Below are 20767 nucleotides of genomic sequence, written 5' to 3' on the forward strand. Positions count from 1 at the left end.
GTGATCTTACCCATGGCGCGGCACGCATCGCTCCCGTCGTCGCGGCAGACCGCCGCCGAGGGCCGGTGGCGACCGCATCGCGTCCGCGCAGCCCGCGGCGCTCTTCCAAATCCCCAGTCCCGGCTCCACTCAGTTCTCGCGCAGCGCCAGCGCCGGCGGCGTGCGCAGGATGCGGCGGGTACCGGACCAGCCGGCGAGCAGGCTCAGCGCCACGCCACCGAGGCCGCCGAGCAGCAGCGCCGGCCACGGCGGCGACAGCGCGAGGTCGAAGGCCTGCTTGGCCACCACCACGCCGATGATCGCCGCCGCGCCCACCGCGAGCAGCGCGGCGAGCAGGCCGAGCGCGCCGAACTCCACCAGCACCGCGCCGCGCAACTGCCCACGCCGCGCGCCCAGGGTGCGCAGCACTGCGCTGTCGTAACGACGCTCGCCGGCAGTGGCCTGCAGGGCGGCCAACAGCACCAGCGCGCCGGCCAGCAGGCTGAAGCCCATCACCAGTTGCACCGCCTGGGCGACGCGGTCGATGACCTCGCGCACCCGCTGCAGGATCGCGTCGATGTCCAGCAGCGACACGTTCGGATAGGCGCGGCTGAGTCCGCTCAGTTGCGCGGCCGAGGCACGCGGCAGATGGAAAGCGGAAATCAGGTTGTACGGCGCGTCCTGCACCGCGCCGGCGTTGAGTAGCAGGAAGAAGTTGACCCGGAACGAATCCCAGTCGGCTTTGCGCACATTGGTGACGGTGAAGCTGCGTTGCTGGTCGCCGAGCAACAGGGTGATGCGGTCGCCGAGCTTGAGCCCGTAACGCTGCGCCCAGCCTTCCTCCACCGAGGCCTCGGCGGCGGTGCTGTCGGCGGCCCAGAAGCGTCCGGACAGCAGCCGGTTGGCGGCGGGGAACTCGTGCCGCCAGGAGAAGTTGATCGGCCGGTCGCTGCCGTCGCCATCGTCCTCCGGACCCTGCTCGCGGCGTTGCGGCGGCTTGCCGTTGATCGCCACCAGCTTGCCGGTACTGAACGGCTCCACCGCCGCATCGGCGACGCCGAGCGTGCGCAAGGTGCCGAGCACCTGCTCGGCCTGATCGGGCTGGATGTTCATCAGGAAGTAGTTCGGCGTGTCCGCCGGCAGCCGGTCGCGCCACTGCCCGAGCAGGCCGGGGCCGATCACCGCCAGCAACAGCAGGGCGCACAGCGACAGCGACAGGCCTACCAGTTGCACCACGCTCAGTGCGCGGCGCCGGGTCAGCGCCGCCAGGCCCAGCTTCCATGGCCCGCGCAGCTGTCCCTGCAGCCGCCGCAGCACCGCCAGCAGCACGCCGCCGACCGCCGCGGCCAGCGCCGCCAGCAGGGTCAGGCCGCCCAGCACCCAGGCCGCCAGCACGCCGTCGCCGGTGGCGTAGACCGCCAGCACCACGGTGGCGACCAGGGCCGCGGCGTAGACCAGCAGTGAGGTTGGCGGCAGCGCGGCGAAGCTGCGGTTGAGCACGCGCATCGGCGGCACGTCGCGCAGGCGCAGCAGCGGCGGCAGGCCGAAGCCGAGCAGCAGCAACAGGCCGATGCCGGCACCGGCCAGCGCCGGGGTCGCCTGCGGCAAGGGCAGGCGGTCGGGAATCAGGCTGCCCAGCGCTTCGACCAGGCCGACCTGGGCCAGCATGCCCAGGCCCACGCCGAGCGCGCAGGCGGGGATCGCCAGCAGCAGCAACTGCACCGCCAGCGCACCGAGGATGTCGCGCTGGCGCGCGCCCAGGCAGCGCAAGACCGCGACCTGATCGATGCGGCGCAGGGCGAAGCGGTTGGCCGCCAGCGCGGTGGCGACGCCGGCCAGCAGCACCGCCAGCAACGCGGCCAGCGCCAGGAAGCGCCCGGCGCGGTCGAAGGCGCCACGCACGCCGCGCTGGGTGTCCTCGATGCCGACCAGACGATAGGCCTTGGCGCGTGGCGCCAGCCATTCGCGCAGGGCGGCGATCTCGCCGGGCGCGCCGGCGAACATCAGTCGATAGGAGGCGCGGCTGCCGGGGCCGAGCAGGCCGGCGGCATCGACGTCGGCGCGGTTGACCAGCAGCGGCGGCGACAACTGCATCAGTTCGCCGGAGGCATCCGGTTCGGCGCGCAGCACCCGGGTCACGCGCAGCGTGCCGGCGCCGAACTCCAGCGCATCGCCGAGCTTCAGCCCCAGCGCTTCGAGCAGGCGCGGATCGGCATAGGCCTCGCCGCGTGGCGGCGGCCCGGCGCGTTCGCTGCCGGCACCGACGGTGTCGCGCGCGACCAGCAACGCGCCGCGCAGCGGATAACCCGCGCCCACCGCCTTGATGTTGGCCATCTGGCTGGCGTCGCCATGGAACAACACGCTCGGGAAACTGACCATGCGCGTGCTGCGCAGCCCGCGCCGCTGCGCTTCCTCGGCGAAGGCGGCGGGGATGTCCTGGCGCCCGCTGACGCCGAGGTCGCCGCCGATCACCTCGGCGGCGCTGCCGGTCAGCGCCAGGGTCACTCGGTCGACCAGGGTGCCGACCGCGGTCATCACCGCCACGCCCAGCACCAGCGCGGCGAACACGGTCAGCAGATCGCCGGCGAACAGTTCGCGGCGCAGTGCGCGCGCGGCGTGGCGCAGCACGTTCATGCGGCATCCGCCGCGTCGGCGGCGCGCAGGCGGCCGCCGTCGAGCCGGTAGCGGTGTTCGCAGCGTTGCGCCAGGCGCATGTCGTGGGTGACCAGCACCAGGGTGGTGTCGCTGCCTTCGTTGAGCGCGAACAGCAGGTCGCTGATCTGTTGTCCGGTGGCCTGGTCGAGGCTGCCGGTGGGCTCGTCGGCGAACAGGATCCGCGGCCGCGCCACGAACGCGCGCGCCAGCGCCACGCGCTGCTGCTCGCCGCCGGACAGTTGCCGCGGGTAGTGCCGCGCCCGCGCGCTCAGCCCGACCGCCTCCAGCACCTCGCGCACCCGCGCCGGATCCTCGCGTCCGGCCAACTCCAGCGGCAGCGCGATGTTTTCCGCCGCGGTCAGCGACGGCAGCAGGTGAAAACTCTGGAAGACGAAGCCGACCTCGCGCGCGCGCAGCGCGGCGCGCGCTTCCTCGTCCAATGCGTTGAGCGACTGCCCGGCCAGCACGATCTCGCCGCGCGTGGGCAGGTCGAGGCCGGCCAGCAGGCCGAGCAAGGTGGTCTTGCCGGAGCCGGAGGCGCCGACGATGGCGACGCTGTCGCCTTCACCGATGGTCAATCCGACCTTGTCGAGAATGTGGACCGTACCCTCCGGTCCGCTGACGGATTTGCCGACATCGCGTACGTCGATGGCGATGCTGGCGCGAAGCGTGGGGGCCTGACTGTCGATGAGGGAATCTCCAATGCGTGGCGACGAGACGAGAAGCAAGCGGGCCTGGATGCGCCGCGCCTGGCTGCTGCTGGCATGGTGGGTGCTGCTGCCCGCCATCGCCTGTGCCAAAGGTGCGACGGGGCCGGTGCTGGTGCTCGGCGACAGCCTCAGCGCGGCGCACAACATCCCGGTGCAGTCCGGATGGGTGGCCTTGCTGGACAAGCGCCTGCAACAACAGATGCGGGCGCCACCGGCGGTGGTCAATGCCAGCATCAGCGGCGAGACCTCGTCCGGCGCGCTGACCCGCCTGCCGGCGCTGCTGCAGAAGCATCGGCCGTCGGTGGTGGTCATCGAACTGGGCGGCAACGACGCATTGCGCGGGCTGAGCCCGGCCGAACTGCGTGGCAACCTGGAGAAGATGATCGTGCTCAGCCGTGACGCCGGTGCGAAGGTGCTGTTGCTGGGCATCGATGTGCCGCCGAACTATGGACCGGGCTACCGGCAGCGCCTGCGCGCGGTCTATGCGGACCTGGCCAAGCAGTACCGGACGGGCCTGCTGCCGTTCCTGCTGGAGGGCGTGGCGCTGAACCCGTCGCTGATGCAGGGCGATGGCCTGCACCCCACCGCGGCGGCCCAGCCCAAGGTGCTGGATAATGTCTGGCCTCAGCTCAAGCCATTGATCACGCAGTAATTTTTTTGTCGCTCAGGCAGATGAAGCGGTCTTCACGCCGCCACCACCGCACATCCGGCATGTTTCACAAAGCTGAAGACTGAGGAAGCGTTATGCGTCAGACCAAGGAAACATCCGGGCTCGTGCTGGTCGTGGAGGACAACCGCAATATTTCCGAGATGATCGGCGAGTACCTGGAAGGCCGCGGGTTCGAAGTGGATTACGCCTGCGACGGCCTGGACGGCTACCGCCTGGCGGCGGAGAACAGCTACGACGTGGTGGTGCTGGACCTGATGCTGCCGCGTCTGGACGGCATCGAAGTGTGCCGCCGCCTGCGCAACGACGCGCGCAAGTCGACCCCGGTGCTGATGCTGACCGCGCGCGACACGCTCGACGACAAGCTCACCGGCCTGGGCTTCGGTGCCGACGACTACCTGACCAAGCCATTCGCGATCCAGGAACTGGAAGCCCGCCTGCGCGCACTGATCCGCCGCGAGCGCCGCCAGGTCGGTTCGGAAGTGCTGAAGGTGGCCGACCTGGTGCTGGATCCGGTGAGCATGCGTGCCACCCGCGCCGGCACCGAATTGCAGTTGTCGCCGATCGGCCTGCGCCTGCTGACCATCCTGATGCGCGAATCGCCGCGCGTGGTCACCCGCCAGGAAATCGAGCGCGAGATATGGGGCAACGGCCTGCCGGACTCGGACACCCTGCGCAGCCACCTGTACAACCTGCGCAAGATCATCGACAAGCCGTTCGACCGCCCGCTGCTGCACACCGTGCAGAGCGCCGGCTACCGCATCGCCGACATCGCCCAGCCGATGAGCTGAGGCAACGCCCGATCGTGGACCCCGCAGCGGCCCCGGTGAACGGGGCCGCTTGCACGAAAGGCTCACGATCGGCCTTCCTATAATCGCGGCAACGATCACGGATGCCGTATGCCGCACGGGTTGCCGCGCAAACTTCGCCTCGCCCTGATCGCCCGCATCGTGTTTGCGGGCTGCGTCGTCACGCTTGCCAGTTATCTGGTGGTCGCGATCGTGCAGCACTCGCTGGTCGGCTCGATCCTGAAGCAGGAGGCGCGCTACTACTGGCGCCTGCGCGCGCAGCTGCCGCAGCAACCGCCGCCCAACAGCCACAGCCTGCGCGGTTATCTGGTGCCGGCCGGGCAATCCGATGCGGCGGTGCCTGCCGACCTGCGCGGGTTGGCGCCCGGTCTGCACGAGGATCGCCCCGGCGGCGAGATGGTGCTGGTCGACCAGACCGAGAGCGGGCGCCTGTACCTGGTGTTTTTGCGCGCACCGGCGCAGCGGCTGGCGTTCTGGTTCGGCGTGGTGCCGACGTTGCTCACCCTGATCGCGGTGCTGGTGGTGGCCTGGCTGACCTGGCGGGTGTCGCGGCGCTTGCTGTCGCCGATGAACTGGCTGGCGCGGCGGGTCGCGCGCTGGGATCCGCGGCATCCAGCCGCCGCCGAACTGGCCCCGGAAAACCTGCCGACCGACGTACAGGGCGAGGCGCGGCAACTGGCCGCCGCCCTGCATGCGCTGGCCCTGCGCGTCACCGACCACGTCGCCCGCGAACGCAACTTCACCCGCGATGCCAGCCACGAGCTGCGCACCCCGCTGACGGTGATCCGCGTCGCCACCGACATCGCCATGACCGAGCAGGAACTGCCGCCGCGCCTGCACCGCAGCCTGCAGCGCATCCAGCGCGCCGGCCGCGACATGGAGGCGGTGATCGACGCCTTCCTCATCCTGGCGCGGGAAGCGGACGTGGTGCCGCAGAGCGAACTCTTCGAGATCGCCGACGTGGTCGAGTACGAGGCCGAGAACGCGCGCGAACTGCTGATCGGCAAGCCGGTGACCCTGAGCGTGCGTGTGCTGGCCTCGGCGACATTGCATGCGCCGCCACGCGTGCTGCACGTGGTGGTCAGCAACCTGCTGCGCAACGCCTGCAGCTACACCGACACCGGGCGCATCGAGGTCGAGGTCGAGGCCGACCGCATCCGCATCCGCGACACCGGCATCGGCATGTCCGAGGACGCTTTGCGGCACGCCTTCGAGCCGTTCTTCCGTGCCGAGCCGGAGCGCCCGCAAGGCACCGGGCTGGGCCTGTCGATCGTGCGCCGGCTGTGCGACCGTTTCGGTTGGCAGGTGGCCCTGGAGAGCGCCGAGGGCGGCGGCATTCTTGCGACCGTGCGGTTCCCGCCGGTCACGTGAGCGCCCGCGCACGGCGGCGCGGGCGCGTCACGGTTCAATCCTTCAGGTACGGACGCAGGGTGTCGCGCCACAGCGCGTAGCCGGCCGCGTTCATATGCAACTTGTCCGGTCCGAACAGCTCGGCGCGCGGCTGCCCGTCGGCACCCAGCATCGGCGTGTACACGTCGACGAACTGCACCTGCTTCAGGCCGGCTGCGGCCTTGCGGATCAGCGCGTTGGCCTCGGCCATCTTCGGCATCAGCGCCGCGCGCGAGGGGCTGGGCTTGATCGACAGATAGACGATGCGGGTCTTGGGCAGGTCGCGGTGCACGCGGGTCACGAAGGCCACGAAGTCGTCGCGCACCTGCTGCGGACTGCGGCCGCTGTTGAGGTCGTTGTCGCCGGCGTAGAACACGATCAGGCGTGGCTTGTACGGCACCACGATGCGGTCGGCATACCAGGTGCTGTCGCGGATCTCTGAGCCGCCGAAGCCGCGGTTGAGCGTCTGCACGCCCGGAAAATCCGTGGCCAGCGAGGTCCAGAAGCGGATCGAGGAACTGCCGACGAACAGCACGTCACCGGGTTTGACCGGATGCGCGGCATCGTCCTTGGCGAAACGCGCCATGTCCTCTTCCCAGGCCGCATTGGAGACCTGGTCGGGCACGCTGGGCGGCGGGGGTGGGGTGAGCGCCAGCGCCGGCGACAGGCCCAGCAGTGACAGGCTGAACAGACTCAGGGCGAGCAGCGGTGCGCGCAGCGGCGAACGGGGCATGATGCCTCCTCGAAGCAAGGGGATCGGCGATGGTGCCGCAGGCGCCGCATGCAGGCAAATCCGTGGCGATGCCGGCGGTGCCGCGGGGCTTGTGGCAAAATTGCCGCCTATCCCGCTGCGCCTTGCCCATGACCGATTCCTTCCGGCCGTCGTCGTCGCGTCCCCGTTCCCTGGGGCGGGGCTGAGCCGTGGCCGACCAGTTCGGGCATCTGCCGCGCGGACCGCGCCGCATGCTGATGGCGGCACGCTGGTCGTGGCAGGGGCTGCGCGCGGCCTGGCTGCACGAGTCCTCGTTCCGTCTGGAGGTGTGCCTGTTCCTGATCCTGGCGCCGCTGGCGCTGTGGCTGGGGCAGGGGCCCGTGCAGCAGGTGCTGATGATCGGCTCGCTGCTGCTGGTGCTGGCGGTGGAACTGCTCAATTCGGCGATCGAAGCGGTGATCGAGCGCTACGGCCCCGAGCATCACGAACTGGCCGGCCGCGCCAAGGACATGGGCTCGGCCGCGGTCTTCGTGATGCTGGCCAACGTGGTGCTGTGCTGGGGCCTGATCCTGCTGCCGCGCCTGCTGTGATCGCCGCCCGTTTCTTCTTCCGTTAAAGGATCCGACGCCATGGCCCTCGAGTTTCTCGCCGACCCCAACACCTGGCTGACGCTGTTGACGCTGAGTGCGTTGGAGATCGTGCTGGGCATCGACAACCTGGTGTTCATCTCCATCGCCGTGGGCAAGCTGCCGGAAGCGCAGCGCCCGGCCGCGCGCAAGTTCGGCATCGCGGTGGCGTGCCTGACCCGCATCGCGCTGCTGGTGTCGCTGGCGTTCCTGGCGCGCATGCAGGGCGAGCTGTTCAGCGTCGCCGGCATGGGCATCTCGATCCGCGACCTGGTGCTGATCGTCGGCGGCCTGTTCCTGCTGGTGAAGGGCACGATGGAGATCCGCGAGCTGATCACCGGCGGCGAAGACGAAGACCCCACCACCAGCAAGGCCTCGGGCGTGTTCTGGATGGTGATCGCGCAGATCGCGGTGATCGACATCGTGTTCTCGCTGGATTCGGTGATCACCGCGGTGGGCATGGCCCAGCACATCCCGGTGATGATCGCCGCGGTGCTGCTGGCGGTGGCGGTGATGCTGCTGGCGGCCAATCCGCTGGGCCGCTTCATCGACGCCAACCCGACGGTGAAGATGCTGGCGCTGGCCTTCATCCTGATGATCGGCGTGGTGCTGATCCTGGACGGCCTGGACGTGCACGTGCCCAAGCCGTACATCTACGCGGCGATGGGCTTCTCGGTGCTGGTGGAGTGGCTGAACCTGCTGATGCGCCGGCGCGCCGCCGCGCATCAGGTGCCCGGCGCGGGGAAGTGGTGAGCCACCGCTGAGGTCGGCTGCGTTTTCACCGGCGGCGTGGCAAGCTGCGCGCAGTCATCCGCCGGAGTCCTCGCATGCGCCTGTTGTCCCGCTCCCTGTTTCTGGCCGCGCTGGCGGTGTTGCTGTCCGGCTGCGGCTACAACGCGATCCAGCAGAAGGACCAGGCGGTCAAGGCCGGCTGGTCGGAAGTGCTGAACCAGTACAAGCGCCGCGCCGACCTGGTGCCGAACCTGGTCAACACGGTCAAGGGCTATGCCGACCAGGAGCGGCAGGTGCTCACCGACGTGACCAACGCCCGCGCCCGCGTCGGCCAGGTGCAGGTCAACGCCGACGACGCCGCCTCGTTGCAGCAGTTCCAGCAGGCACAGGGCCAGCTGTCCAGCGCGCTGTCGCGGCTGCTGGTGGTCAGCGAGAACTATCCGAATCTGAAATCCGACCAGGCCTTCCGCGACCTGCAGGCGCAGCTGGAAGGCACCGAAAACCGCATCACCGTGGCGCGTGGCCGCTACATCCAGGCGGTACAGGACTACAACACCTACATCCTGTCCTTCCCGCAGGTGCTCACCGCCAAGATGTTCGGCTACAAGGAGAAGCCCAACTTCTCGGTGGAGAACGAAGCGCAGATTTCCGAGGCGCCGGCGGTGAACTTCGGTGGCCAGCCCGCGTCCGCTCCACAGCAGCCGCAACAGCCGGCGCCGGCGCACTAAGCGCCGCCGTGGGCCGGCGTGACCATGCGTTCCGCACCCGTGGTGACTGAGCGCGCTGTCGCATCGGCGGCGTCGCGTGGCGCCGCTCGCCGCCGGCTCGCCGGCGTCTGGCTGGTGCTGCTGCTGGCGCTGCTGCCCTGGCTGGCCTGGGCGCAGGCTGAGGCGCCGATCCCGCCGCTGGACGCGCCGGTGGTCGACACCACCGGCACGCTGACGCCGAACCAGCGCCTGGAGCTGGACCGGCAGGCGGTGCAGTTGCAGCAGCGCAAGGGCAGCCAGCTGCAGGTGCTGGTGGTGCCCAGCACCGCGCCCGAGAGCATCGAGCAATACACCCAGCGCGTGTTCGACCAGTGGAAGCTCGGCCGCAAGGGCGTGGACGACGGCGTCCTGCTGGTGGTGGCCAAGGACGACCGGCGCGTGCGCATCCAGCCCGGCTATGGCCTGGAAGGCGCGATTCCCGACGCCACCGCCAACCGCATCATCCAGGAGTACCTGGTGCCGCGCTTCCGCGCAGGCGACTACAGTGGCGGGATTTCCGAAGCGACCGCGATGCTGGTCAAGCTGATCGACGGCGAAGCGTTGCCGGCGCCGGTCAGCGCGCACGCCTCGGCCTCGCGCGGCGGCGGCCTGGGATTCGGTTTCTTCGCCGGCCTGTTCGCGGCGCTGGTCGCGCAGGTGCTGTTCGCGCGGCTGTCGCGCCCGGTGCGCGGCGTGCTGAGCGGCGTGGTCGGCGGCGGCGTCGGCCTGCTGCTGAGCCTGTCGCTGTTCGTCGGTGCGCTGACCGGCGCGATCGGCCTGCTGCTGGGCCTGTTTGTGGGAATCGCTCCGGGCCGTTCGGCCGGCGGCGGCGGTTGGGGCGGCTGGGGTGGCGGCGGCTTCGGCGGTGGCTGGGGCGGCGGTGGCGGTGGCGGTAGTTGGGGTGGCGGCGGAGGCGGCTTCGGCGGCGGCTGGGGCGGTGGTGGCGGCAGTTCCGGAGGCGGCGGCGCCTCGGGGAGCTGGTGATGCGCTTGGTCCGGCACCTGTTCGCGCCGTCGGCACAGCGCCTGTTCCCGGCGGCCAGCCTGGAGCGCATCGGCGCGGCGATCGCCGAAGGCGAGCGCCTGCACAGCGGGCAGGTGATGTTCGCAGTGGAATCGGGGCTGGCACCGGCGCAGGTGCTGCGTGGCATGGCGCCGCGGCTGCGCGCCGAGCACGCGTTCGCACAGTTGCGCACCTGGGATACCGAGGCCAACAACGGCGTGCTGATCTATCTGCTGCTGGCCGATCACCACATCGAGATCGTCGCCGACCGTGGACTGCACGGGCGGGTGGACGCCGCACAATGGCGCCAGGTCTGCGCGCTGATCGAGCGCGAGATGCGTGCGGGCCAACCCGAACAGGCGGTGATCGCTGGTGTTGGCGCGGTGTCCGCGTTGCTGGCCGCGCACTTCCCGGCACAGCCGGGCCAGCCGGGCGAGAACGAACTGCCGAACCTGCCGCAGGTGCTGGATTGAGTGTGCTGCTGTGGTGGTTCGCGCTGCCAGCAGAGGCGGCGGTGTTGTGGAAGGGACTTCGGTCCCTAGGCGAGAGTGCCGGGCTGGGGCCTGATGGCTCTGCTCGTCGCGGCTGAAGCCGCTCCCACATCAGGGCGATGCCGCTCCTGCATGGGTGCGACGGGTGGTGTTGTGGGAGGGACTTCAGTCCCGACGCGATAGCGCCGGAGTGAACCCGATGGCTCTGCTCGTTGCCGCTGATGGCCTGGAGGCCACATGGGCCGCTCCCACAAGCAACGAGGGGCACGTGGCGTCTGGGCTGAGCATATTGCCTTGGAGTCGGTCGGCGGCAGGTTCGTGCGCCTGCCAGCAGATGAAGCGCCACCCCGCTGCGCCGTCCGTAGGTGCGGCAAGCAGCGGAGTCAGTGGCAGACGCGTGCGCCTGACAGCAGATGAAGCGCTACCCCGCTGCGCCGTCCGCAGGCGCGGCAAGCAGCGGAGTCAGTGGCAGAATAGGCACTCTTTGCCCCCGGCCGACGTTTGCGCATGACCTATCTCCACCAGATCGACCCCATCGCCTTCTCGTTCGGGCCGGTGAAGGTGCATTGGTACGGGCTGATGTATCTGGCCGGGTTCATCTCGGCCTGGTGGCTGGGCCGCCGCCGCATCCGCGCCGGGCGCCTGCCCGGGGTGAACGAGGACGGCTTCTCCGATCTGCTGTTCTACGCGATGCTCGGCGTGGTGCTGGGCGGGCGCATCGGCTACATGCTGTTCTACGCACTGTCCGATTTCCTGGCCGACCCGCTGCTGATCTTCAAGGTGTGGGACGGCGGCATGAGCTTCCACGGCGGCCTGCTGGGCGTGCTGGCGGCCTGCCTGTGGTGGACGCGCAAGGCGCGCCTGCATTTCTTCGACACCGTCGATTTCATCGCGCCGCTGGTGCCGCTGGGTCTGGGCTTCGGCCGCATCGGCAATTTCGTCGGCGGCGAGTTGTGGGGCAAGTTGACCCACGCCGGCTGGGGCGTGATCTTCCCGCACGCGCCGATACAGGACGGCGTGGCCAATGCGCCGGCGCTGGAAAGTCTGAAGAGTGCCGCGCAACTGCAGCAGCAATACGCCGCGGGCCTGCTCGATCGCTATGCACGCCATCCGTCGCAACTGTACGAAGCGGCACTGGAAGGCCTGGTGATGTTCGTGGTGCTGTGGACGTTCTCGATGAAGCCGCGCGCGCGCTATGCGGTGTCCGGCTTGTTTGCGCTGCTGTACGGTGTGTTCCGCTTCGCCGTGGAATTCGTGCGGGTGCCGGATGCGCAACTCGGCTACCTGGCGTTCCATTGGCTGACCCGCGGCCAGCAGTTGAGCATCCCGCTGATCCTGCTCGGCCTGTTCCTGCTGTGGCGCTCGCGCAGCGCGCCGGTGCTGCAGCCGGTGCCGCCGCCGGAGGTGAGCAAGTGAAGCAGTACCTGGACCTGCTGCAGCACGTGCTGGAGCGCGGCGCGGAGAAATCCGACCGCACAGGCACCGGCACGCGCAGCGTGTTCGGCTGGCAGATGCGCTTCGATCTCAACGACGGCTTCCCGCTGGTCACCACCAAGAAGCTGCACCTGCGCTCGATCGTGCACGAGTTGCTGTGGTTCCTGAAGGGCGAGACCAACATCGCCTATCTCAAGGACAACAAGGTCAGCATCTGGGACGAGTGGGCCGACGCGCAGGGCGAACTCGGCCCGGTGTACGGCAAGCAGTGGCGGCGCTGGACCGGTGCCGACGGTCGCGAGATCGACCAGATGCAGTGGCTGGTGGACGAGATCAAGCGCAATCCGGATTCGCGTCGGCTGGTGATCAGCGCCTGGAACGTGGCCGAGCTGCCGCAGATGGCGCTGATGCCCTGCCACAGCCTGTTCCAGTTCTACGTGGTCGACGGCAAGCTCAGCTGCCAGCTGTACCAGCGCAGCGGCGACATTTTCCTGGGCGTGCCGTTCAACATCGCCAGCTATGCGCTGCTGACCCACATGGTGGCGCAGGCCACCGGCCTGGGCGTGGGCGATTTCGTGCATACGCTGGGCGATGCGCATCTGTATTCCAACCACTTCGAACAGGCGCGCGAACAACTGGCACGCACGCCGCGGCCGTTGCCGCAGCTGCGGCTGAATCCGGCGGTGACCGATCTGTTCGCCTTCACCTACGACGACATCGCCATCGAGGGCTACGACCCGCATCCGGCGATCAAGGCGCCGGTGGCGGTGTGAACAGCAGCTGGGAATCGGGAGTGGGGAATCGGGAATCGGCGAGCGCCGCCGTCGCGGCGGGGACGGATTTGGAGCGGTCTACGCGCCCCTCGCTGCAGTTGAGCCTGCTCGCGGCGCTGGATCGGGCCAATGCGATCGGTCGCGACAACGACTTGCCGTGGTGCCTGCCGGACGATCTCAAGCGCTTCAAGGCGCTGACCCTGGGCAAGCCGGTGTTGATGGGGCGCAAGACCGCGCAGTCGCTGGGGCGCGCGCTGCCCGGGCGCTTGAACCTGGTGATGACCCGTTCCGGGCAGGTGCCGTTCGCGGACATGCAGGCGGTGGCGTCGCTGCAGGCGGCGATCGACGCGGCGCGCGAGGCCGGCGCTGCGGAGCTGGCGGTGATCGGCGGTGGCGACATCTTCGCCCTGACCCTGCCGTTGGCCGACGTGTTGTACCTCACCCATGTCGACACGGTGGTCGACGGCGCCGATGCGCATTTCCCTGCGTTCGATCCGGCGCAATGGGAGGTGGTGGCGCGGCAGGCGCATCCGGTGGATGCGCGGCATGCGCTGACCTTCGAGTTCGTGGATTACCGGCGCCGGGCGGGCGCGGTGTAAGCAGCGGCTGGCGGATGCCGGCGCACATGCCGGGATTGTCGTAGGAGCGGCTAGCCGCGACGCGCATTCCGGGGAACGCCTGTCGCGGCTGAAGCCGCTCCTGCGAAACCGCAACGTCTCGCGTTAGACCTATTCCTGCTCGGGCGCAGCGGAAGCAGCCGGCGCCGGTTGTCCACGGTTCGGTGCGCTGCGCCGCCGCGGCGTGGCGGTGCGCGCCGCCGGCGGCGGTCCCTGCACCGGCCGGCCCGGGACCTGCACGACCTGCAGGTCCTCGCTGTCCAGGCGCAGGGCGGTGAGCTTGCCGCCCCAGACCGCGCCGGTGTCGATCGCGTGCACGCCCTGGGTGATGGTCAGGCCCAGCGTCGACCAGTGTCCGCAGACGATCTTCAGGTCGCGCTCGACCCGCCCCGGCACCTCGAACCACGGATACAGACCCTGCGCCTGGGTGCCGGGCGTGCCCTTTTCCTCGATCGCGATGCGCCCACGCGGGGTGCAGTAGCGGGCGCGGGTGAACAGGTTGATGATCGCGCGCGAGCGGTCGTAGCCGGTCAGGCCCGGCGACCAGGCCGGGCGGTCGCCGTACATGTTGCGGAACAGCTTGCGGTAGCCGTTGCCGTGCAGTTGCTGCTCCACCTCGCGTGCATGCTTCTCGGCCAGCGCGGTGGTCCACTTCGGTGCCAGGCCAGCGTGGATCATCATCCAGCCGAGCTGGCGGTCGGCGTGCAGCAGCTTCTGCATGCGCAGCCAGGTCAGCAGTTCGTCGCGGTCCTCGGCCAGCACGATGCGCTGCAGGTCGGGATTGACCTTGCGCTGTTCGTCCGGGCTGCGCTCGCCGATCGCCAGCAGCGACAGATCGTGGTTGCCCAGCACCACCACGCTGTGCTCGCGCAGCGAGTGCACCAGGCGCAGGGTCTCCAGCGATTGCCCGCCGCGGTTGACCAGGTCGCCGCAGAACCACAGCCGGTCCACCGCCGGATCGAAGCGGATCTTCTCCAGCAACTGCTGGGTGATGTCGTAGCAACCCTGCAGGTCGCCGATCGCCCAGACCGCCATCAGTGCAGGGTCCGCGGGACGGACAGCACGAACGGCGCGATCGCGGCGATGAACTGGGTGCCGTCGTCGGCTTCCATGTCGTAGTGGCCGCGCATCGTGCCGTGCTCGGTTTCCAGTACCAGCCCGGAGGTGTAGCGGAAATCCTCGCCCGGGCGCAGCCGCGGCTGTTCGCCGACCACGCCATCGCCGTCGACGCGTTCGATGCGGCCGTTGCCGTCGGTGATCTCCCAGTGGCGGGCGATCAGGCGCGCGGCGACGCGGCCGCGGTTGTGGATGCGGATCGTGTAGGCGAACGTGTAGCGTCCGTCCTCCGGCGCCGATTGGTCGTCGAGGAATCGGGGCGACACTTCGACCTCGATCCGATAGGGGGCGTCATCGTTCATCCCCACAGTTTAGAGCGTGTTTTGCCGTTTGAGGCGAGATGCGTCAGCGGTTGTCACTGCCAGGCGGCTGACGCGTGGCAGTGGCCCTGGCTGCCGCCTGCGCGAGCCGCCCGTGCGGGCCTGTTGTTGCCGCTGGCAGTGCGCAGGAGGGCTGTCGTTCGCGGTGGCAGTCTGTGTTGTGCGGCTTGCCAAGTTGCGGTTTCGAGGCGGTGCCGTCATCACCATGTCTACGGCGCAGGTCGGCGACGCCTGCGCCGACATGCAAGGAGCGGAGCAACGCGTGCGCAGAGGTTCGCACCACGCATGCATGCGCGCGCCGCGCGGGACGTCCGCTCAGGCGTGCGCGATGTTGGCCAGGCGCACGAAGTCGCCGACCTCGAGCTGCTCGGCGCGCGCGTCCGGACGCACGCCCGCGGCCTCGAACTGCGCGGCATCGCAGACACCGTTCAAGGCGTTGCGCAGGGTCTTGCGGCGCTGCCCGAACGCGGCGCGGACCACGTCGGCGAAGCGCTTGGGATCGGCGATGCCCACCGTCTGCGGCGGCCGCGGCACCAGCCGCACCACGGCCGAATCCACCTTCGGTGGCGGCCGGAACGCGCCCGGCGGCACCACGAACAGCGAGGTCACCTCGCAATACGCCTGCAGCATCACGCTGAGCCGGCCGTAGACCTTGCTGCCCGGGTCGGCGGCCATGCGGTCGACCACTTCCTTCTGCAGCATGAAGTGCATGTCGGCGATCGCTGCGGCGTGGTCCAGCGCATGGAACAGGATCGGCGAGGAGATGTTGTAGGGCAGGTTGCCGACCAGGCGGATGCGCGCGCCCTCGGCCAGGGCGGCGAAATCCACCGACAGCACGTCGCGGTTGAGGATGGTCAGTTCGCCGACGTCGGCCGCCGCCGCGGTCAACGGCGCGATCAGGTCGCGGTCGAATTCGATCACGGTCAGCTGGCCATGCCGGCGCAGCAGCGGGAAGGTGATCGCGCCCTGGCCGGGGCCGATCTCCACCAGCCGGTCGCCCGGCTTGGGATCGACCGCGCGGACGATGCTGTCGATGTAGTGGCGATCGCTGAGGAAGTGCTGGCCAAGGGATTTCTTGGCCGGGGCGCCGAAGCCGGAAGAGGAAGTCATGGCCGGCATTTTATCGGCATGCACGGGGCGGCGCGCGCTTGCAGCGACGCAGAAGCGGCTTCAGCCGCGACCGGCATCACCCGGCGTACCCTGGTTGCGGCAGATCGCGAACGGCGCCCGGATATGCGCCTAGGACTGCGCGCGGCGCGCCGCCAGTTGCGCGCACAGCGCAGTGGCAGCGAACAGGCTGGACGGGTCGGCCACGCCGCGGCCGGCCAGCTCCAGTGCGGTGCCGTGGTCGACCGCCACGCGTGGGTAGGGCAGGCCCAGGGTCAGGTTCACCGCCTGCTCGAAGCCGCTGTACTTGAGCACCGGCAGGCCCTGGTCGTGGTACATCGCCAGCACCGCGTCCACGCTCGTCAGCTTCTGCGGCAGGAACGCGGTATCGGCCGGCAGCGGGCCGAGCAGGCGCATGCCTTCCGCGCGCAAGGCGTCCAGCACCGGCTGCATCACCTGGATTTCCTCCAGGCCCAGGTGGCCATCCTCGCCGGCATGCGGGTTCAGTCCCAGCACCGCGATGGTCGGCGCGGCGATGCCGAACGCGTGGCGCAAGGCGGCCTCGGTGATGCGCAGGCTGCGTTCCAGCAGGGCCGGCGTGAGTGCATCGGCGACCGCGCGCAGCGGCAGGTGGGTGGTGACCAGAGCCACGCGTACGATGGCATTGGCCAGCATCATCACCACCTCGCGGCCGGCATGTTGGGCCAGCAGTTCGGTGGTGCCGGTGTAGGCGATGCCGCCGGCGTTGATCGCCGCTTTGTGGACCGGGCCGGTCACCACGCCGTCCAGTTCCCCGCTCAGGCAGGCATCGGCCGCCTGGGTCAGTGCGGCGATCACCGCAGCCGCGTTGGCCGGTTCGGTCGCGCCAAAGCGGCTTGGCACGGCATTGGCGACCGTGCGCAGGCGCAGGTCGCCAGGGGCGAGGGCGGGGCTGGATTCGGGCAGCAGCTGCAGCGGCAGCGACAGCGCCGCCGCGGCGGCGCGCAAGGTGTCGGGATCGGCGAAGGCCAGGAGCTGGCAGTCGTGGCGCGGCTGTTGCGCCAGCCGCACGCACAGCTCCGGGCCGATCCCGCCCGGCTCGCCCGGCACCAGCGCGAGCGAGGGGCGCATGGATCAGGGCTTGGCGGCGGGCGCCGGCGCGGGCGTGGCCGCCGGCGCAGTGGCGGCGTCGGTGTTGCCCACGCGCAGGTCGACGTAGGCTTCGCCGCGCATTTCCTGCAGGAAGCGGTTGTATTCCTCTTCCAGCTTGCGGCGGCCGATGGTCTCGCGGACCTGGGCGCGCTGGGTATCGCTGGTCACGTCGGTCTGGCGCTCGCCGACGCGCTGCACGATGTGCCAGCCGGCCTCGGTGCGGAACGGCTGCGAAATCTGGCCGTCCTGGAGGCTGGCGACGTGCTGGCCGAAGTCCGGGCCGAACGCGTCGGCCGGGAACCAGCCCAGATCGCCGCCCTGGCTGCGGCTGTTGGTGTCTTCCGACGCTTCCTTGGCCACGGCCTGGAAGTCGGCGCCGCCGGCGATGCGTGCGCGCAGCGTTTCGATCTTGGCCTTGGCGGCCGCGTCGGGCTGCGCATCGTTGACCCGGATCAGGATGTGGCGGGCGTGGTACTCGGTGACCGTCTTCTTTTCCGGATTGGCCGAGGCGTCGCGCACTTCGACCAGCTTCAGCAGCTGGAAGCCGCTGGGGCCGCGCAGCGGGCCGGCGACCTGGCCCGGCTTCATGTCGCGGATCAGCTGCGCGAACGCGTTGGGGATCTCGTCCAGGCTGCGCCAGCCCAGGTCGCCGCCTTCCAGCGCGTTGGGGCTGTCGGAATAGCGCACCGCCGCGGCGTTGAAATCGATCTCGCCCTTGTCGATCAGGTTCTTGACCCCGTCGATCTTGCCCTGAGCGGTCTTGATCTGCTCGGCGGTGGCGCCTTCCGGCAGGCCGACCAGGATGTGCGCCAGGTGGTACTGGGTGCCGGTGGTGGCTTGCTGCGCCAGGGCCGCGTCGACTTCGGCCTCGCTGACGTTGATGCGGCTCTGCGCAAAGCTCTGGCGCAGGCGCTGCACGGTGATTTCGTCGCGCACCGAGTTGCGGAAGTCGGTGTAGGACATGCCGTCGGCGGCCAGCTTCTTGCGCAGGCCGTCCACGTCGGTGCCGTTCTGCTGGGCGATGCTGGCGATGGCGCGGTTCAGTTCGTCGTCGCCGACGCGGATGCCGGTGCTGTTGGCGCGCGCGACCTGCAGCTTGACCAAGACCAGGCGTTCCAGCACCTGCCGCTGCAGCACGTTATCCGGCGGCAGCTGCGCCTCGCGGCCGGCATACTGCGCCTTCACGTTGCGCACGGCACGATCCAGTTCGCTCTGCAGTACGACATCCTCGTCGACCACCGCGGCGATGCGGTCCAGCGGTTGGGTTTGTTGCGCGGCGGCCGGAGCGGACACGCCGGCGATCGCCACCAGGGCGGCGAGAAAAACAGAAAGGGTCTTGGTCATGGAATCTGGTTCGGATCGTAAGCGTCCGGATCGGTCGTGGTGTTGCTGGGCGGGACCAAGTACAGGTCGTCGCGGTTGTAGCCGAGGATAGCACGGCGCAGAACGCGGTCCGTGTCCTGGCCCAGGGACGACAGCCCCTTGAGCACGAACTCGATCTGGAAGGCGGTATCCAGCGCGCCGGTGCGGTTGCGCACGTAGCGCCGCGCCAGCGCCCGCACCGCCAGGCAGCAGCTGTCCCACTGCACGCCGAGGATGCTTTCCAGCGGCTTCTTGTCCATCAGCGAGTAGTAATGCCGGCCAACGACGCTCCAGGTCGGATTGATCGGGTACAGGAACGACACGTCGGCCTGTTCCAGCAGATCGCGGCGGTAGCGGTAGGCGATATTGACGATGCCGTCGCCGGGCATCAGGTAGCGCGCGCGGAAGCTGGCCAGGTCCTTGCGCCGGTACTTGGGATCCCACTGGTAGGTGGCGCCCAGGTTCCAGCGATCGTTGATCATGTAGTTGGCATCGGCCACCCAGGCCGACTTGCCCTGCTCGATGGTGGTGTCGCTGTTGGGCAGGCTGACCCGCGAATCGCTGAAATACAGGATCTGGCCGAGGCTGACCGACAACTTCTCCTTGCCATCGTCCTGGCGCAGCAGGCGCGAGCTCAGGGCCATGGTCAGCTGGTTGGCGTCGTTCTGGCGGTCGGCGCCGGTGTAACGCGAATCGCGGAACAACTGGCCCCAGCTGAAGGTGAACTCGCGGGTGTCGAAGATCGGCAGGTCGTTCTGGTCGCGGTACGGCGTGTACAGGTAGAACAGTCGCGGTTCCAGGGTCTGCAGATAGTTGGTGTTGCCCCACTTGGTATCGCGGTCGAAGTACACGCCCGCATCGACCGTGGCGATCGGCAGGCTGCGCGAGGGCGTGGTGTCGCCGCCGAGCGTGGCCGCCAGATCCTTGTCCAGCTGATAGGCGGTATAACGCCAGGCCAGGGTCGGCTTGAGGAACCAGGCGGCGCCGGCCAGCGGCATCGAGATGTAGGGCTTCAGGTCCAGGCGGCTGCCGCCGGGGCGCGCGGTGACCACGCCGGTTCGCTCGTAGGTGCCGTCGGTGGTTTTCTGATGGATATCGTCGTGCACGAAGCGCACCGCTTCGCTGTACAGGCCGGCTTCGAAATAGTTGCCGAACGACTGGTCCCAGTTGAAGAAGGCGCGCGGCTGGCGGTTGTACGGCAGCGCATCCTCGGTCAGGGTGTAGTCGGTCAGCTGCCAGCGGTCGGCCATCACGCCTGCGGTCCAGGTCTCGCCGGTGCCGTAGACGCCGATCGTGCTCTGGATGTTGGACACCGCATTGCCGAGCAGGCGGTTGGAGAAGTCCTCGGTGTAGCGCTCGTCGCTGACCCAGGCCAGCGAAGCGCGCGCCTGCCACTGCGCATTGATGTTGTGGTAGCCCTGGTAACTGAAGCGGCCGCGATCCTTGTCGCGCAACTTGTCGTCCGGCAGGTAGGCGGCTTGCAGCTCGCCCTTGCCGCCGTCGTAGAGATAGCGGAATTCGCTGCCCAGCATCAGGCCGCGGCGGGCCATGAAGCGCGGATACAGGGTGGCGTCGTAGTTCGGCGCGAGGTTCAGGTAGTACGGCTGGGTGTAGTCGAAGCCGTTGCGGCTGGACATGCCGATCGCCGGGAACAGGAAACCGCTGCTGCGGCGATCGTCGATCGGGAACTTGAACCAGGGCGCGTACAGGATCGGGAAGTTGTAGATCTTCAGGATCGCGTTGCGCGCGGTGCCGAAACCTTCGTCGTTGTCGACGTCGATTTCCGGTGCGTGCAGCTCCCACACCCGCTGCGAGGGGTCGCAGGTGGTGTAGGTGGAGCGATGCATCTGCCCCAGCGCACCCTGCAGGTCGACCGAGTCGGCCTTGCCGTTGCCGCGGCGGGCCAGCAGCTGGTAGCGGATGTTGGTGATCTTGTGGGTGTCGGTGTCCTGATTGCCCTCGGCGCGATCGGCGATCATGCGGATCGACGAGTCCTGGTAGCGCACGTGACCCTCGGCAATGTAGTTGCCGGTCTCGGTGTCCACCCGCAGGCTGTCCGTGCCCATGAACTGGTCGCCGCGCTTGAGCGCGACGTTGCCGGTGTAGTTGGGGATGGTGGTGGTGCCCGACAGCTGGTCGCCTTCGATATTGGTCGGCTGCTGCTCGCGATTCTGCGCCAGCTTGGGATCCGGCTGCTGCGCGTCGTCGAACTTGGGCAGCACGTCCGGGGTCGGGCACAGGCCCCAGTTCGGCGGCTTCTCAGCCGCCAATGCCGGCAGGCACAGGGCGATACTGAACGGAAGAGGGAGCAGGCGAAGGGTTCGGCGCACGCGCGTCAGGTATCGGGCGAAAACGGTCGCTAGCTTGCCCCATCCCGTGCATAGGGGCA

The 20767-nt window shown here is 69.2% G+C and carries 20 protein-coding genes; 11 read left to right on the forward strand and 9 right to left on the reverse strand.

Annotation, left to right across the window (positions count from 1 at the left end):
* Positions 1 to 129: 129 nt before the first annotated feature.
* Positions 130 to 2613, reverse strand: coding sequence for an ABC transporter permease (locus ACHWVH_RS04880; RefSeq protein ID WP_394686769.1), 2484 nt, complete (start codon positions 2611 to 2613; stop codon positions 130 to 132).
* Positions 2610 to 3212, reverse strand: coding sequence for an ABC transporter ATP-binding protein (locus tag ACHWVH_RS04885; RefSeq protein ID WP_152180359.1), 603 nt, complete (start codon positions 3210 to 3212; stop codon positions 2610 to 2612). Before ACHWVH_RS04885 ends, ACHWVH_RS04880 begins: the two co-directional genes overlap by 4 nt.
* Before the next feature lie 109 nt (positions 3213 to 3321).
* Here ACHWVH_RS04885 and ACHWVH_RS04890 point away from each other — a divergent pair, with 109 nt between their 5' ends.
* The 3 genes from ACHWVH_RS04890 to ACHWVH_RS04900 all read left to right on the forward strand — a co-directional run bounded on the left by ACHWVH_RS04890 (position 3322) and on the right by ACHWVH_RS04900 (position 6191).
* Positions 3322 to 3996: an arylesterase gene (locus ACHWVH_RS04890; protein ID WP_394686770.1), complete on the forward strand. Its 675-nt coding sequence runs from the start codon at positions 3322 to 3324 to the stop codon at positions 3994 to 3996.
* A 92-nt stretch (positions 3997 to 4088) separates the two neighbouring features.
* Positions 4089 to 4802, forward strand: coding sequence for a response regulator transcription factor (locus ACHWVH_RS04895; protein WP_003481607.1), 714 nt, complete (start codon positions 4089 to 4091; stop codon positions 4800 to 4802).
* A 108-nt stretch (positions 4803 to 4910) separates the two neighbouring features.
* Positions 4911 to 6191 carry a sensor histidine kinase gene (locus ACHWVH_RS04900; protein WP_394686771.1) on the forward strand — a complete coding sequence of 427 codons (1281 nt, stop codon included), beginning with the start codon at positions 4911 to 4913 and terminating at the stop codon, positions 6189 to 6191.
* Positions 6192 to 6225: 34 nt separating this feature from the next.
* On the opposite strand, the gene ACHWVH_RS04905 is transcribed toward ACHWVH_RS04900, so the two are convergent.
* Positions 6226 to 6942, reverse strand: a complete 717-nt coding sequence (locus ACHWVH_RS04905; protein ID WP_394686772.1) for an SGNH/GDSL hydrolase family protein — start codon at positions 6940 to 6942, stop codon at positions 6226 to 6228.
* Positions 6943 to 7130: 188 nt separating this feature from the next.
* On the opposite strand from ACHWVH_RS04905, the gene ACHWVH_RS04910 reads away from it, so the two are divergent.
* The 8 genes from ACHWVH_RS04910 (at position 7131) to ACHWVH_RS04945 (ending at position 13324) form a co-directional block, all read left to right on the forward strand.
* On the forward strand, positions 7131 to 7511 hold the full coding sequence (locus ACHWVH_RS04910) for a diacylglycerol kinase (RefSeq protein ID WP_010342212.1): 381 nt from the start codon (positions 7131 to 7133) through the stop codon (positions 7509 to 7511).
* A 39-nt stretch (positions 7512 to 7550) separates the two neighbouring features.
* The gene (locus tag ACHWVH_RS04915) at positions 7551 to 8300 is read left to right on the forward strand and encodes a TerC family protein (RefSeq protein WP_010342213.1); all 750 of its coding nucleotides are present in this window, start codon (positions 7551 to 7553) and stop codon (positions 8298 to 8300) included.
* Between the two features lie 74 nt (positions 8301 to 8374).
* The gene (locus tag ACHWVH_RS04920) at positions 8375 to 9007 is read left to right on the forward strand and encodes a LemA family protein (protein ID WP_043093112.1); all 633 of its coding nucleotides are present in this window, start codon (positions 8375 to 8377) and stop codon (positions 9005 to 9007) included.
* 42 nt (positions 9008 to 9049) lie between these two features.
* Positions 9050 to 10009, forward strand: coding sequence for a TPM domain-containing protein (locus ACHWVH_RS04925; protein WP_394686773.1), 960 nt, complete (start codon positions 9050 to 9052; stop codon positions 10007 to 10009).
* Positions 10009 to 10500: a TPM domain-containing protein gene (locus ACHWVH_RS04930; protein ID WP_267085599.1), complete on the forward strand. Its 492-nt coding sequence runs from the start codon at positions 10009 to 10011 to the stop codon at positions 10498 to 10500. The genes ACHWVH_RS04925 and ACHWVH_RS04930 overlap by 1 nt, the downstream gene beginning before the upstream one ends.
* Before the next feature lie 525 nt (positions 10501 to 11025).
* A complete protein-coding gene (lgt, locus tag ACHWVH_RS04935) occupies positions 11026 to 11934 on the forward strand; it encodes a prolipoprotein diacylglyceryl transferase (RefSeq protein ID WP_017916439.1) in 909 nt (302 codons plus the stop codon).
* Positions 11931 to 12725 (forward strand): thymidylate synthase, encoded by a 795-nt coding sequence (locus ACHWVH_RS04940; RefSeq protein ID WP_026143716.1) that lies wholly within the window; start codon positions 11931 to 11933, stop codon positions 12723 to 12725. The genes lgt and ACHWVH_RS04940 overlap by 4 nt, the downstream gene beginning before the upstream one ends.
* A 92-nt stretch (positions 12726 to 12817) precedes the next feature.
* Positions 12818 to 13324, forward strand: coding sequence for a dihydrofolate reductase (locus ACHWVH_RS04945; RefSeq protein ID WP_394686819.1), 507 nt, complete (start codon positions 12818 to 12820; stop codon positions 13322 to 13324).
* A 129-nt stretch (positions 13325 to 13453) separates the two neighbouring features.
* Here the strand turns inward: ACHWVH_RS04945 and ACHWVH_RS04950 are convergent, their stop codons facing one another.
* From ACHWVH_RS04950 to lptD, 6 genes are all read right to left on the reverse strand, one after another.
* The gene (locus ACHWVH_RS04950; RefSeq protein WP_017916442.1) at positions 13454 to 14377 is read right to left on the reverse strand and encodes a symmetrical bis(5'-nucleosyl)-tetraphosphatase; all 924 of its coding nucleotides are present in this window, start codon (positions 14375 to 14377) and stop codon (positions 13454 to 13456) included.
* Positions 14377 to 14760: a Co2+/Mg2+ efflux protein ApaG gene (gene apaG / locus ACHWVH_RS04955; RefSeq protein WP_043093104.1), complete on the reverse strand. Its 384-nt coding sequence runs from the start codon at positions 14758 to 14760 to the stop codon at positions 14377 to 14379. Before apaG ends, ACHWVH_RS04950 begins: the two co-directional genes overlap by 1 nt.
* Positions 14761 to 15093: 333 nt before the next feature.
* Positions 15094 to 15888, reverse strand: coding sequence for a 16S rRNA (adenine(1518)-N(6)/adenine(1519)-N(6))-dimethyltransferase RsmA (rsmA, locus tag ACHWVH_RS04960; RefSeq protein WP_153751527.1), 795 nt, complete (start codon positions 15886 to 15888; stop codon positions 15094 to 15096).
* A gap of 129 nt (positions 15889 to 16017) precedes the next feature.
* Positions 16018 to 16995, reverse strand: coding sequence for a 4-hydroxythreonine-4-phosphate dehydrogenase PdxA (gene pdxA, locus ACHWVH_RS04965; protein WP_295923329.1), 978 nt, complete (start codon positions 16993 to 16995; stop codon positions 16018 to 16020).
* 3 nt (positions 16996 to 16998) lie between these two features.
* On the reverse strand, positions 16999 to 18360 hold the full coding sequence (locus ACHWVH_RS04970) for a peptidylprolyl isomerase (RefSeq protein ID WP_150410673.1): 1362 nt from the start codon (positions 18358 to 18360) through the stop codon (positions 16999 to 17001).
* On the reverse strand, positions 18357 to 20708 hold the full coding sequence (lptD, locus tag ACHWVH_RS04975) for an LPS-assembly protein LptD (protein WP_295923331.1): 2352 nt from the start codon (positions 20706 to 20708) through the stop codon (positions 18357 to 18359). The genes ACHWVH_RS04970 and lptD overlap by 4 nt, the downstream gene beginning before the upstream one ends.
* Positions 20709 to 20767 lie beyond the last annotated feature (59 nt).

Source organism: uncultured Xanthomonas sp., from assembly GCF_964278005.1.
Lineage (GTDB): Bacteria > Pseudomonadota > Gammaproteobacteria > Xanthomonadales > Xanthomonadaceae > Xanthomonas_A > Xanthomonas_A sontii.